The organism is Bacillus sp. ABP14 (assembly GCF_001831375.1).
Taxonomy (GTDB): Bacteria; Bacillota; Bacilli; order Bacillales; family Bacillaceae_G; genus Bacillus_A; species Bacillus_A paranthracis.
Window position 1 is genome coordinate 2,703,597 of record NZ_CP017016.1, and the last position, 13,241, is coordinate 2,716,837.

A 13,241-nucleotide genomic window follows, 5' to 3' on the forward strand; every position below is an offset into this window, starting at 1 on the left:
TAAATGAACAGATTCAGTATTTATATAATAAAAAAACCAAAGGCATTTCATTTTGTAATGAAATGCCTTTGGTTTTTCCAATCAGCTATTATAGAATTAACTACATACTATACAAATATTTCCGATAAGTCAACTAGGTTTTAATGAACGATGTTTATTTTTTATAAATTGTTGCAGTTTCTATAATGATTTTTGGAAGTAATTCTTGAATTGTATGTAACACTGTATGCAGAGCTTTTTGTACATATCCATCTTCAAAGTGTTCTAACGGTTCAGGTAATTCATCCTCATCCAATATGCAAAATTCCCCACTTGGAAGTACCATAATATCAAGGATTAAATCTTCAAAGGATACCACTTCATCCGTTATACATGTATTCTTTACAATATTAAAATAAGAACCTAAATAACTCCCATCCTGATCTCTCCAAACATATAAATTATATGGACGATTCCTCCAGTAATATGCAACTGTATAACTTCCTTTCGGGATCGTTAACTTCGTATCGTTTGCTGTCATAGTAAAAGAGTACTGTACTTCATGATACAAAACAATTTTATCTGGCTGCGTTTCTATTAGTAAACAAGCATGATCTACAGTTGAAGCATCATAGCGAATTTTCCTTTCAATAATTTCAATTCCTGACGTACGTAAGCAACTCATTTTCAAAATTCCCCTTTAGTTGTAGTTCTTTCATTATAACCCTTTTTCCACTAAGAAGCTGTTTAGTGAATTCGTTTCTTGTTTTATTAATATACTCTCATTTTCTTGCCCACAAAAAAAGCTCCTTCTAAGTTAGAAAGAACTCCAGTTGTATCATTATTTTATAACCCATGATTTATACACCTTTACTTCTAAACGAAACTTAGATTCTGTTAACCACTCTACAGCACTACATACAAGAGGAGATGAATTATCTTCAGTAATACTTTCTAGCGGAATCCATCTAGCTCCTATTGAATCTTGCCCTTCAAATTGTTCCGGTACTTTAAATTCACCTTCGCACCTTTCAACAACGTAAAAAACTGCGATATGATGAACATGTGTGTACTCCTTGAATTTTGATGGGAATTGAAAATCAACTGTACCTATTTGGTTTACTACCTTCACTTTCAGCCCAGTCTCTTCTTTCATCTCTCTATGAAGTCCAGCTAGTAATGATTCTCCTTCTTCTAAACTACCACCAGGTAAATCATACCGATTTCTATAGGGACCTTTTATTTTATCAATTACTAATATGTTATTGTTTTCGATACAAATGCCATACACACCAAACACACGATGAAAATTAGAAGCATTATTCATGTTTCAACTTCTCCGTAACCATATCATAAAACTTCCATTCCTCATCAACATTTAAGTGAACACGACTTACTGTTTTAGAAAATCCATATAACAATTGCGCTTCCACTGGTTCTTTTAGTGTAATTTCAAATGCTGGAGGTTCCTTTATAAATTCCATCACTGTTGCGTCAAGAAACTCTTTCTCTTTCTTTAAAAACTCTCCTTTATAAAACGTAATTTTATCAATTTGTGTAAATGGTATAATAATTTTCTTTCCTAATCCAATTTGAATGATTATTTCTTTTTCCGCAACAATAATTGAATTTTTTCGCATTGCTTGTATTTCAGCTAAAAAATAAATCATTGCGTATACGTTTAAAATAAGTAAAATCCATGCTACTACTGGGTTCCATTGATGAAGTAAATAATGAAAACCGATACTTTCTATTAAGGTTGCATGGATGATCATGATATATACACCTATTGCACCAGTCTTTTTATGATATGAATATACGCATTCACCTTCTGGTACTTTTACACGCCACGATAAAAATGCATAATAGATTAACTTACACTCTGTTACAATGATATCTATTAATTTATTTCTTTTCATAGTGTCGTCAAACGCAGCATCAATTGCATAAGAAAATAAAGAATACTCACTTTTATATTCTTTATATTTTTGTATTATGTTAGGAAGCTTTCTAACAATTTTATATAGAAGGAATAACTCTAAACATACAAAAGCAATTTCTCCTACAACTATAATATAAGAAACGTATGAAAAAGCTTGTAAATAGTCGCTTGGAATAATAAATCTTGCAAATATATAACCAGCTATTACAACAGGAAATATATACGTTAACGAGTACCTTTTTCGAATAATAAAGAAATACGTAATGATTGGAATTACAATCATACAATCTAATATTGATCCAAGGACAACTTCTTTCGGAGCAGCTGGTACAATCGGAAGAGCATATAATAAATAATTTGATAACAAGATTAAAGATACGAGTCCAATCCATATGCCTTTTCGCCTTCGCGAAAGTGTGACATTCATACTTTCACTCCTCTATTTAAAAACCTCATTTAAATGGTCTTTATAAAATGAAATAGCACGTTCAAATTCTTTAACTTCTTCTACTTTTACGACTGTTTCAAGTAATAATTTCATTGCGGATTCATGATCACTTACGTTATATTTCGCTAATGACAAAAATACTTTCATCACATCATTATCTGGAAACTGCTGCAAACCTGTTTCTAAAACAGTAATTGCTTTGTCATACTCACCTATACAACGATATGTACTACCAAGACCGATATATGCCCCGCAAAGCGACTCGCCTTCAAGACCGTTTGCAATTGCCTGTTCATAATATGGCATAGCTTCTGTTTCCAGCCCCATTACATCATGTATCCAGGCACATTGATAAAGTACTTCTGCATCCCTCGTAAAGTTCGTTAATCCAATGAGTATCTCTTTAGACTGCGCATATTTCTTTTCTTTCCGGAGTTTAATAGCTTGCTTTAATAAATGTTCCATAGAATTCACTCCTCACCAATTATTCTATGTATCCATATTGAATGGTTAACGTTTGTATCAAAGCAAAAAGTTTCGCTTACCAATATATACTATGCGGATTCACTCTTATCCAAATACTTGAAATTATAAAGCAGTAACGTGATTACATAGTACTTCTAACCTTTTGACAATTTCTTTCGCTGTTTCATCTTTTCCATTACATAACTTCCCTTTACCGTCTTGTCCAATTACATAGTGTGCGGCTCCGCGCGAATATAAAGAATGTGGTGAATTTGCAATCATTACACTCGCCTTCGCTTCTTCCATTCTATTTTTCGCTCTTTCAAACAGTTCTTCTTCATTTACGTCGCTTTCAAGTTTAAAGCCAACGAGTACAGTTTCTGAATCCCACTGTTTTATTTGTTTTAATACTTTCGGTGCCTTTTGAAAATGTATAATGGGCGCTATATCACTTGAGATTTTTCCATTCATATTAAGAACATTGCCCTCTTGATCACAAATTTTGTCCACAATCCAATCAGATCCAGCCGCTGCCATAATAACCGCATCGACTTTTTCATGCGTAATGATACTTTTCATTTTATCTTGCAAATCAACAATTCCTTCAAATGGGTGTAATTCTAATTGATTGTTTATATCATTCGGTTTCTCCGCAAAATAACCATGTAAATATATAACATAGGCCCCTTTACTTATAAGCTCTTCGGCAATTATTCTTCCAATTGTTCCTTTTGCCATATTCGTATGACCACGAACTTGATCCCATTTTTCTAAACAACCACCGCTTGTAATTAATACCTTTTTCCCCTTCATCGTAACCATCCCTTACTAATTTTTCTTACGAAACCATTCTGTTCCAAAGTCAACTATATCACGTTGTTTCATAAGACGGCACTTTGCGTTTCCTATTTTCCCTATTTTCACAGTTCCTTTTTGCTCAAATTCCACACCAATTTCTACAAATTTGTCAGAATCATAATCCATATCAACAAATTCTTTCCACACTCTTTCACCATTTTCTATAATGGGTGCCCCTACTTTTATTAACTCACATGCACCAGAACGTACTTCTGATAAATGTACAGAAGTATTGGAATCATATCCAACACCAATTAATAATATGTATCCGTCTAAATCGTATATTTTTCTTAATGGAGATTCTTCTCCTAAACTCATTGATAGTGACTGATTCATCGTTATTTCTGCTGCATGTCTTCCCCATGCAGCAAAACTTCCTAATGGATGGTTACTACGTACTACATTCGGATATGTACGAAAACATTCAACTACTTTTCCCATTGCCCTTGTTGGTGTTATATGTGGCTCAAATGCTGGAACGTTATCCCGAATAATTTGCCACCATTCTTCAGGTACAGGTGGTCTTGACCAATGTTTCGGATCAGATAAATCCGAAGACTGAGTTGGCATAATAATCGTTCCCTCTTCTGTAATAACCTCCATTAACGCCTCTACTACTGCAACTGCTCCGCCTGATACCCAGCCAATGGAACTTAACGAAGAATGTACAATAACTGTCATTCCTTTTTCTAATCCTAATTTTCTTAAATCATTTGTAATTGTTTTGATTGTATTTGGCAATTGCGTACTTGCCACTATGTCATTCATTTTCACGATTGTTCCCCCATTTATTTTAAACTACTACATACATATATTATCATATTTTTCTTAATTTTTAACTTAATCATTTTATCTATGCAAAAAATGAAGGCGTTACATCAAAAACATAAAAACACTATATACAAACAAAGAGCTCACCAAAAATGATAAGCTCTTTGTTTCATTTATCCTTCAATTGTAACTCCAGTAAACATCGATAAATTTCCTGTTATTTTCTCACCTACACGTAAAAATAAACCAGCAGCTCTCCCGCTAATACAGTGTGAACCAATTAATAGTTTACCAGTATACGGACCGTCCCACGTGTCAATTGTATAGTCTGGCATTTCTATGTATTGCTGATATATTTTCCGCTGTTCAAAGTAATACTCTGTTTTATCTTCAGCTAATAGTTCATTATTTTCGTATATAGATACTCCTCCGCCTTCACGGCCGTATAAAGGTTTAGAAACATAGGATTCATTTCTTTCTATAAATGGTTTATTTGTAAAATATGTCGGTAGGAAGTATTTCTGAATGATTCCTCGCTCCTCTTCCTTAAAGAAAACTTCTTCTTCGTAAAGTTGCCAAATTAATGCGAGTACACTTTTATTTTGCATAAGAAAAGCAGCTGGTGGATTAATGATTTTCACTCTGCCTTGCGCTATATGATCTAAAAACTGGAGTCCAATTCTTTTCCCGCTTTTATCAGCATCTGAAACTAAATATTCAATTGGATATAGTCTATATAAATAATGAATTCTCTCACCATTTGGCGTATATATACCATCATCTGCAACGACGATATCTTGTATACCTATATAATCTGTTGATTGATCTAAACAATAGCTTCTTAAAAATTGAACCGTTTGATGGTCTTCATCATGCCAATCATAACTCGTAAAATAAATCGTTTCTCTAGGATCTATACTATAGTCATGTTTAATTTGTTCCCACGCCTGCACAATATGCTCTTCTATATGATTTGGATGATTTACATCGTGATAACGGCATAATACTTCATTTGCGACAGATGGCTCTAAATAGCCTGTGGGTGTATCACAATTTACTTCTATTAACTTTATATCTTCACCATTTACGATAAAGTCAAACCTTGTAAAATATGAAAACAAACCTGTATGTTTCATTCTCGCAATTTCCCACGTTTCAGCTGGAAATCCTAATTTTTGAAAATCTTTTGTCGTATTGAGAATGTATTGATACGTTCTATATAGCACATACATAATTTCTTCTGTCGCTTTTGAAATAGCAGTATAAGTTTTTATTGGCATACGATACATACCTGTTGCCATATATTGATTCCATTCTTCATTTTCTAATAGACTCGGCCAAGTAAACCCATTCCGACCAGCCTCTTCTGCAAGTGAAAACCATACTTTCATATACTCTTTCTGCTCTTGTTCTGTATACATGATTCTATTATCCTTTCGTGTTATGATCCGGCTGGCGCTTTTGCATTCCCAATTCCACTAGAACCAGAATTCACTTTCGGCGCATTTGTATCTGGTGTTACTTTATTTGATGGATTTGGCTGCTGTTTATTTAAATCTACTTTATTGGAAGATTTATTATTGTTGCTGTTAGTTCCGCCGTAATACCCTCCACCACCGCTGCCTCCAGTTCTACTTTGGTCTTTTTCACGATACGGAATAATATTATTTGCATACGGTTTCTTCATTATATTCGGTTTTACTGTATAATTCATATTTGAAGTTCTGCTTGCTAATAAATATCCTGCAACGAACGGCAGTATCGGTAAATGTGAATTTTCATGATAAGAAGAAAATGACGGATTATTTTCCTTACATAACTCATCTTTTTCTACATTTTCATTAGTTGGAGCTTTATCATCACAATTTAATCTTTCTTGTTCATTTCCTTGTTTTGCACCATCTGTTTTAACAGCAGTACTTTCTTGCTGGGCAGTATCTTCTTCATAATCGCCACAGCCCGTTAATAAAAAAGATGATACACCTATCGAAGTAGCAATTTTTATAAATTTACTTTTATCCATTCTCATGTGTTATACACCTAATTTCTTTTATCTATATTTTTCCAGTTACCCATATTATATAATATAATTATTATTTTTTTCAAACTATACTCAACATGTATATTTACATATTTTCAATGCTATTCTTCCAGATAGCATTGAAACCTTTCGACTCCCGGATATTTTTCTACTAAACTTTTAACCTGAAAACCAATTTTCTTATAAAATTCTACTGCCTCTTTGTCTGTCTCTGCTTCTACATAAGTCAATTGATGTATTCTTAATACTTCCTTTATCATTTGCCACGCAATTCCATTATGACGATATTGTGGAACGACTGCTATGTGGCATATTCTCGCTTTATTTGCTCCTTTTATTTCAATACCTATACAAGCTTTTTCTTCATATTTATAAAAAGTACCTTTATTCTTTTCATAAAATAAAACTGCTTTCTTTAAGCTAGTTTCACTTGGACCAATTGCATACTGTAATACATGTAAAATTGGATTTTTTTCAATTTGTTCAACGCGTTTTAATTTCATTCTTCCATCCCTTTCTATAAAAAAAGACTAGCTCTTTATAAAAAGAGCTAATCTCATTACGCCGTTATCTTTTCTTCTTTCTTCACAACGACCGCTACATAACTATGTAGTATCATTCCGACAATAACAAGACTCATACCAATCCAAGATAAAGATGACGGAATTGGAGCAGATAGTAAGATGAGCTCTCCTACTAGCGCAAATAAAACTTCACCGGATTGTGTTGCTTCTACTGTCGCTAGTTTTTGCGGATCATCTTTTACAAGATCTGTCGCAAAGAAGAATAATACTGTAGCGATTAAACCAGAACTAACTGCTACTATAAAACATTGGAAAACTTGGCTACTTGACGGTAGACCACCTGTTGATACTTCATAACCAGATAGTAAAAACCAAAATGGTAAGCTTGCTAATGTCATACCGAGAACTCGCTGAAATACATCTAATTCCCCTTTACAAACTTGCATCATTTTTCGATTTCCAAGAGGGTATGCAAACGCTGCAATAAGTACAGGAACTACACATAAAACGGTTTCACGAGTTCCTAATGAAGAAGCATGTTCTACTTGCATAAGTACAACACCGCATAAAATAATACCCGACATAACTAATTCCTTCATTGGGAGTTTTTTATGTAACGGATCTACCGCAAAAAATGGTGTTAACAAAATCCCTGCGACGATTGTAATTTGCCATGTTGATGCAACGAGCCAACCAGGTCCGAAAGCTCCAGCAAAACTAAGTGGTGTATAGAAGAGACCAAATCCAACGATACTCCAAACTAACCATTCTTTCGGATTGTTTTTCATATATTGAAAGAGTTGCTTTAAATTTCCTCTATACATGACAATAAGTAAAAGCATTGGAACCATAAAGTAGTACCGTAATGATGCACTCCAAATCCAGCTTCCACCTTCTAGGTCCATTGCCCGATTTAAAACGAAAGTAAAGGCAAAGAAAAATGATGCCAATATCCCTACTGCAATAGCTTTCATTATAAAACCCCTTGTTTAGTTTCTTCTTATACTATACAACAAATTAAATATAATTAAAATTCGAAATCTTTATCTCGTATGCATTCTAGCTCTATATAGTTTTCTTAACTGACTAATATGAGCTTGATGGTACCGACTATGATCAGCTATATGCCATATTCCCCACCTTATAGTCGCATTTTCTCCCTTTTCATAAAAAACCTCTCGTGTTAAATCATTTTCTGTTAGTTTCACACATTCCTCATAAAACATATGTTGCACTGCTTCATAATCTTGCATTAATTGTTGCAACGTCTGTTTTCTTAAACTTGGCAGCTCTCCTGCTTCATTTAACATAGGTCCATATATATTTTCAAGTGCGAGCGGAATTGCTTGTTCTTTTAATCGGTACACCCAATGTAAATCGACAACTGCTAAATGTTGAAGAAGTTGTCCAATACTATTTTCATTATTTTCTGTCCCTTTAAATGACAGTTCTTTTTCATCAGTTCCTTCTACTAACTTTTGCAGTCGTTTAAATGTATCCGTAACCGTCGCATACAAAATCGCTACTTGCGGGTTCATATTTCTTTCCAAACGTAGATCTTTCATATGAAACTCCCCCCTTACAAGAAAAACACCATATGTTCATCATCACTATACACACCATTCATCTTTATAGCTCTCTTTTCAATCCCATACGTTTTAAAGCCCATTGATTCATACAACCTTTTTGCTGGCTCGTTAGTGGATACAACACCTAATGTCAATTGTTCCAAGTTCATTTCTCTTGCTCTTTCAATTGCCTTACGTATTAACTCACGTGCAAGGCCACTTCTTCGATTGCTTGCATCTACATACATCGCAACGATATGACCTTTATGTTTATACGCCTCTTTCTCTTCTGTTAGTAAAGTAACAACTCCAACTAATTGATGATCTTCATTAAAAGCACCAAATGTATAACTAGTAGCAGCTGTTAAATTACTTTCCACTCGCTTAATCGGATTTTCTTGGTGAATCGCCTCTTCATAAGTTGTTACAAATGCCTCAGGGTTTACTTGTAATGCTTGTAAACGTAAGTCCCAATATTTTTTTGCATCTTCTTTCGTAAGTAATCGAATCATATTTCTCTATCTCCCTTTAGTTAACATAACATTTTTATAAACTACTAATTAAAGATTGATATTCTTCTCTTAACATACTATAACGATAGCGATGAATGAACTGCCCTCTACGTAATCGATCATTTCTCATTAACCCTTCGCATACAAAACCAGCCTTTTCATAGCTCTTTCTAGCTTGAAAATTATCTTCATCTACACGTAGCCATACTTTTTCTAATTCAAATTCAAAGAATGCTACATGTAACATACTATATAGGGCAGCTATTCCATACCCTTTACCCCAGTATTCTTTATTACCAATCGCGATTCCCAATTCTGCATTTTTATTTGTTTTATCAAAGTTTTTAAGATCTACCCATCCAATATGTATGCCGTTCTCCGCAGTGATAGCTCTTTGTTCGTAACCATTTTTTCGATTTATACATGCTTCAATCCATTTTTTTGTATCTTCACGAGTGAACGGTGGATATTGATCTGGTACAACTAAATGTTTTGTTACTTTTGTATCTAATGACCATTGATATCGGTCTTCTACATCATCTAGTGTCAGTTCTCTTAATTGAACGAATGGTATATTCATTGTATTATCCCCTTTTTACTTTCCTATACAAAAACCTTCGAACATTCTTCCTCCATACTGTTCTAGCGTTTTTTCTACAAAAGTAATTAATTTTATTTTCTCTCCCGTTGTATAAAAATGATCGAACGCCACTACAAATTGATCTGCGTATTGTTCATCATATTTTCTAAGTACCCTTATAAACCATTTTGAACTTCCAAGCCATTTCCCATTTACTCTTAATACATATTCATGTAATAAATCAGCTAATAAATTCGCGATAAACAACTCTTCTTCTCTTTTTGATGCACCAATAAAATCATCCAAAGTATCTGTAATAAAATAACGCTTCTGCTTCATCATTTCTTCAGTCCATTTAGCTGGTCCTTTATTTAGTAACTCATTCGCTTCGCTTTTTAATTTCTCAACAATTTCATCTTCCCCTTTTAATACAACACCTTCTGCAACTAATTGTGGTAACGAAGGTCTTCCGCGATCACAATCCATTTTAAAAAAGGTTTTTAACGTTTCAAAATTATGTACAAATACCTCAACTGGCCATCCATTACTATAGAAAGATTCTCTATAACAAGATGACAAACTAGGATCTATTATTACAATGTCCAGATCAGATGTTTTTGTCGCTTCCCCTCTTGCAACGCTTCCTCCAAGTAAAGCTACATCACAATCCGGAAAGTGTGATGTAATTATGCTTTTTGCCGCTTCCATTGCTTTCATAACCGTTCCCCTTTTCTTATTTCACTTTCTTTTTTGCAGCTCTTTCTCTCGCTTTTTTTATATACGACTCTGCGTCTGGTGTTTTGCATGACGTTGCCCCGTGATCAACCTGTACTTTTCCAATTTCACGTGCAATTTCAATCGCTTTTCGCTCTAAGTCTTCATTACGAATTCCTATCGCAATTAAAGCACTATTCATTGCTTCTCTTTTTCTATTTTTTTCATTATGTATATTTTCTTTAATCTCATCTAGATAAGGAGAGAAGACATCATCCTGTAACGTTTTATTTTTAATCGCTATATTTGCTAATAAAGACCAGCCTGCTCTTCCAATCCATTCATCATCAGACTTTGTCCAGTCTTCCATTCTTTCTATCGCGATTGGCGACGTACAAATAGCCGTCATTAAAACATCCATTAAACAATAATAATCAACTTCCTGTACCCATTTATTTAGTAGTTCTGTCGTAACTTTTTTTGGATCTAATATCATTGTTGCTAATGTCATTGCATCCATATTTTTTGTTTCCCATAATAAAATTGCTAAATCATGATCTTTTTTTATCTTCTTTTTTAACAATTTTAAATTGGCAAAACTAACTCCGAATAGTGGCTCTTTCGCCCCATGATTTTTATACGTTTTACGATTCTGTTCTGTTCCGTATTCCTCTAGTTGCTGCATTACTTCTTCAAGTAACATATACCCACCTCTTTATTTTTTATGTTGACTTCATATATGTATGTACGATATATTCCACATTACTTTTTGGTTTTCCTATATTTACTTTTTAAATGCGGTATGTGAAATTTTAAAGACACGTTTTCATACAACAGGCACCCTCTTCGCTAGCATATTATGTATACCCCCCACTAACTCACTCATTGAATTTACTATATATGAACAAATCACATGCATTTTCATTCAATTTTTGTTTCATTTTAATAAACCTGCAAAATATTGAAATCTTGCATACTTTTGGACAAACTTTTTTGCACTTGTAAAAAAGTTTTTTTGCAATTACCTCCCTATAATTGCTAATATAGTAGAGTAGAACTTTTATAGAGAGAAGGAAAATTATGCACAATGGAATTCGAATGACAACTTTAGTGAAAAGGGCTATTTTGATTTGCGCGGGGGTATTATTTACATACGAAGCGGCTTTAGGATCAACACATACTGCTCTAGCAAGTACAGAGGATGAAGCAAAATCTGTTCAACTTGTAAGTGAAATTCAATCGTCTCTTGCACCGAAAGAAGCTCCAAAACAATACAATGGGCAAGTTAGAAAAGTAGCTTATTTAACATTTGATGATGGTCCTGGAAAATACACAGCTGAGCTTTTAGATATGTTAAAGAAAGAAAATGCAAAAGCAACATTCTTCCTTATTGGTTCAAATGTAAAAGCTTTTCCTGATCTTGTAAAGCGTGAAGATGCTGAAGGCCACTACGTTGGGATGCACAGTATGACTCATAACTACAAGAAACTTTACACAGAAGGTCATTACGTAGATGAGATGAAAGAAGATCAAGGATTAATCGCTGGCGTTCTAGGTAAATCACCAGTATTAACTCGTCCTTCTTACGGCTCAATGCCAGGATTAAACGAAGCGCTTCGCAACAAAGTTGTTGAGAATGGGCTAAAAGTTTGGGATTGGACAATTGATTCATTAGACTGGAGATATAACAAAATGCCGGTTGACGCTGCATCAGCTAAAATTGTAGAAAACGTTATTAATGGTGCAAACAAGCCAACAGAAGTTATCCTTATGCACGACATTCATCCACAGTCCGTAAAAGCAGTACCTGGTATTATTAAAGGGCTGAAAGAAAAAGGATATGAATTAGAAGCCTATAGTGAAAACGAACACTTCCCATTAAACTTCTGGCACGATAATCGTATGTAATAAAAAGACTTGATTTCCTTTAACTAGGAATCAAGTCTTTTTATCGTTTTTGGAATTACTCCTCTCATATTCGACTCAAACTCCACTTTCTCTAATATCAATAAAAATTACAAATCACATGAATTTAACTTGAAAACATCACATGTTATACTATAATCTAGTTTAAATAAGTAGGTGTCATATGATCGTATATACAGTACAAACTGAAGAAGCTTGGAAACAATTTACGAAACTTGGTTATTTAGAAGGTAATAAAGAATTCATCGATCTAGACAATTTATATTCATATAACTGGATGGTGCGCGCTGCTAAAACAAGGTTGCCTCATTACGATGGTAACTACCCTATTTGGGTCTGGGAAGCAAATAATTACCCAAATCGAAATCATAAAGCTTGGGGTAGAGAAAATTCAAAAATGGTAATTTTAACACTAGATGTACCGAAAGAATGGGTACTATGGAGCTACTTTGACTATTGGTGCTGCGCTATGACTGATGGATCAATATATTTACATACAAAAAACAAGTGTACTTTAGATGAATGGTATACCTATATGGATAAAGAATACGGGATAATATTTGATTTCGACTATTTATTATCTCATCCTGATTGGTGTCTAGGTAAAGAGGATTCGTTAGAAAAACAAGGTGTTATCGGCAAAATACCCCTTTCCTTCGTGAAAAAAGTAAGACGTTTTCGTGCTAAGACAGATAAGTCTATTAGTAAAATCAGAAGTGATAACTGGGATAATAGAAAAGAAAACCGCATTAAAAAGATGAATCGAAAATTAAGAAAGCGAAACGATAAACAAAAAAGAGTACAAAAGCGACTTATACGAAATTAAAACATATATCAAAATACAGTAAGAAATTATGGATTGAATATACAAATTCAATCCTATTTTTTATATTATCAATACTTTAGCACATAT

Annotated in this window: 17 protein-coding genes; 2 read left to right on the forward strand and 15 right to left on the reverse strand. The window is 33.8% G+C overall.

Features of this window, described 5'->3' with window-relative positions:
- Positions 1-154 precede the first annotated feature (154 nt).
- From BGI23_RS14115 to BGI23_RS14185, 15 genes are all read right to left on the reverse strand, one after another.
- The gene (locus tag BGI23_RS14115) at positions 155-664 is read right to left on the reverse strand and encodes a ribonuclease FAU-1 family protein (RefSeq protein WP_001277681.1); all 510 of its coding nucleotides are present in this window, start codon (positions 662-664) and stop codon (positions 155-157) included.
- A gap of 156 nt (positions 665-820) precedes the next feature.
- Positions 821-1,306, reverse strand: coding sequence for an NUDIX hydrolase (locus BGI23_RS14120; RefSeq protein WP_070806294.1), 486 nt, complete (start codon positions 1,304-1,306; stop codon positions 821-823).
- Positions 1,299-2,348: a hypothetical protein gene (locus tag BGI23_RS14125; protein WP_070806295.1), complete on the reverse strand. Its 1,050-nt coding sequence runs from the start codon at positions 2,346-2,348 to the stop codon at positions 1,299-1,301. Before BGI23_RS14125 ends, BGI23_RS14120 begins: the two co-directional genes overlap by 8 nt.
- 12 nt (positions 2,349-2,360) lie before the next feature.
- Positions 2,361-2,834: a tetratricopeptide repeat protein gene (locus BGI23_RS14130; RefSeq protein WP_070806296.1), complete on the reverse strand. Its 474-nt coding sequence runs from the start codon at positions 2,832-2,834 to the stop codon at positions 2,361-2,363.
- Between the two features lie 123 nt (positions 2,835-2,957).
- Complete coding sequence (locus tag BGI23_RS14135) at positions 2,958-3,647, reverse strand: phosphopantothenoylcysteine decarboxylase domain-containing protein (RefSeq protein WP_000676718.1); 690 nt, start codon at positions 3,645-3,647, stop codon at positions 2,958-2,960.
- A 15-nt stretch (positions 3,648-3,662) separates the two neighbouring features.
- On the reverse strand, positions 3,663-4,460 hold the full coding sequence (gene aacC, locus BGI23_RS14140; RefSeq protein ID WP_130983628.1) for a BA2930 family N-acetyltransferase: 798 nt from the start codon (positions 4,458-4,460) through the stop codon (positions 3,663-3,665).
- 176 nt (positions 4,461-4,636) lie between these two features.
- On the reverse strand, positions 4,637-5,884 hold the full coding sequence (locus BGI23_RS14145; protein WP_000287869.1) for a glutathionylspermidine synthase family protein: 1,248 nt from the start codon (positions 5,882-5,884) through the stop codon (positions 4,637-4,639).
- Positions 5,885-5,904: 20 nt separating this feature from the next.
- Complete coding sequence (locus BGI23_RS14150) at positions 5,905-6,492, reverse strand: hypothetical protein (RefSeq protein ID WP_070806297.1); 588 nt, start codon at positions 6,490-6,492, stop codon at positions 5,905-5,907.
- A gap of 113 nt (positions 6,493-6,605) precedes the next feature.
- Positions 6,606-7,007 carry a GNAT family N-acetyltransferase gene (locus BGI23_RS14155; RefSeq protein WP_070806298.1) on the reverse strand — a complete coding sequence of 134 codons (402 nt, stop codon included), beginning with the start codon at positions 7,005-7,007 and terminating at the stop codon, positions 6,606-6,608.
- 56 nt (positions 7,008-7,063) lie between these two features.
- A complete protein-coding gene (locus tag BGI23_RS14160) occupies positions 7,064-8,002 on the reverse strand; it encodes a DMT family transporter (RefSeq protein WP_070806299.1) in 939 nt (312 codons plus the stop codon).
- A 69-nt stretch (positions 8,003-8,071) separates the two neighbouring features.
- On the reverse strand, positions 8,072-8,593 hold the full coding sequence (locus tag BGI23_RS14165; RefSeq protein WP_070806300.1) for a DinB family protein: 522 nt from the start codon (positions 8,591-8,593) through the stop codon (positions 8,072-8,074).
- A 14-nt stretch (positions 8,594-8,607) separates the two neighbouring features.
- The gene (locus BGI23_RS14170) at positions 8,608-9,108 is read right to left on the reverse strand and encodes a GNAT family N-acetyltransferase (protein ID WP_070806301.1); all 501 of its coding nucleotides are present in this window, start codon (positions 9,106-9,108) and stop codon (positions 8,608-8,610) included.
- 34 nt (positions 9,109-9,142) lie between these two features.
- Positions 9,143-9,688 (reverse strand): GNAT family N-acetyltransferase, encoded by a 546-nt coding sequence (locus BGI23_RS14175; RefSeq protein ID WP_001024999.1) that lies wholly within the window; start codon positions 9,686-9,688, stop codon positions 9,143-9,145.
- A 15-nt stretch (positions 9,689-9,703) separates the two neighbouring features.
- Positions 9,704-10,405, reverse strand: a complete 702-nt coding sequence (locus tag BGI23_RS14180) for a nucleotidyltransferase domain-containing protein (protein WP_000646299.1) — start codon at positions 10,403-10,405, stop codon at positions 9,704-9,706.
- 16 nt (positions 10,406-10,421) lie between these two features.
- Positions 10,422-11,105 carry a DNA alkylation repair protein gene (locus tag BGI23_RS14185; protein WP_000923430.1) on the reverse strand — a complete coding sequence of 228 codons (684 nt, stop codon included), beginning with the start codon at positions 11,103-11,105 and terminating at the stop codon, positions 10,422-10,424.
- 377 nt (positions 11,106-11,482) lie between these two features.
- Between BGI23_RS14185 and BGI23_RS14190 the strand changes: the two genes are divergently transcribed.
- Positions 11,483-12,310 (forward strand): peptidoglycan-N-acetylglucosamine deacetylase, encoded by an 828-nt coding sequence (locus BGI23_RS14190; RefSeq protein WP_000551424.1) that lies wholly within the window; start codon positions 11,483-11,485, stop codon positions 12,308-12,310.
- A gap of 181 nt (positions 12,311-12,491) precedes the next feature.
- On the forward strand, positions 12,492-13,154 hold the full coding sequence (locus BGI23_RS14195; protein ID WP_070806302.1) for a DUF3841 domain-containing protein: 663 nt from the start codon (positions 12,492-12,494) through the stop codon (positions 13,152-13,154).
- Positions 13,155-13,241: the final 87 nt, after the last annotated feature.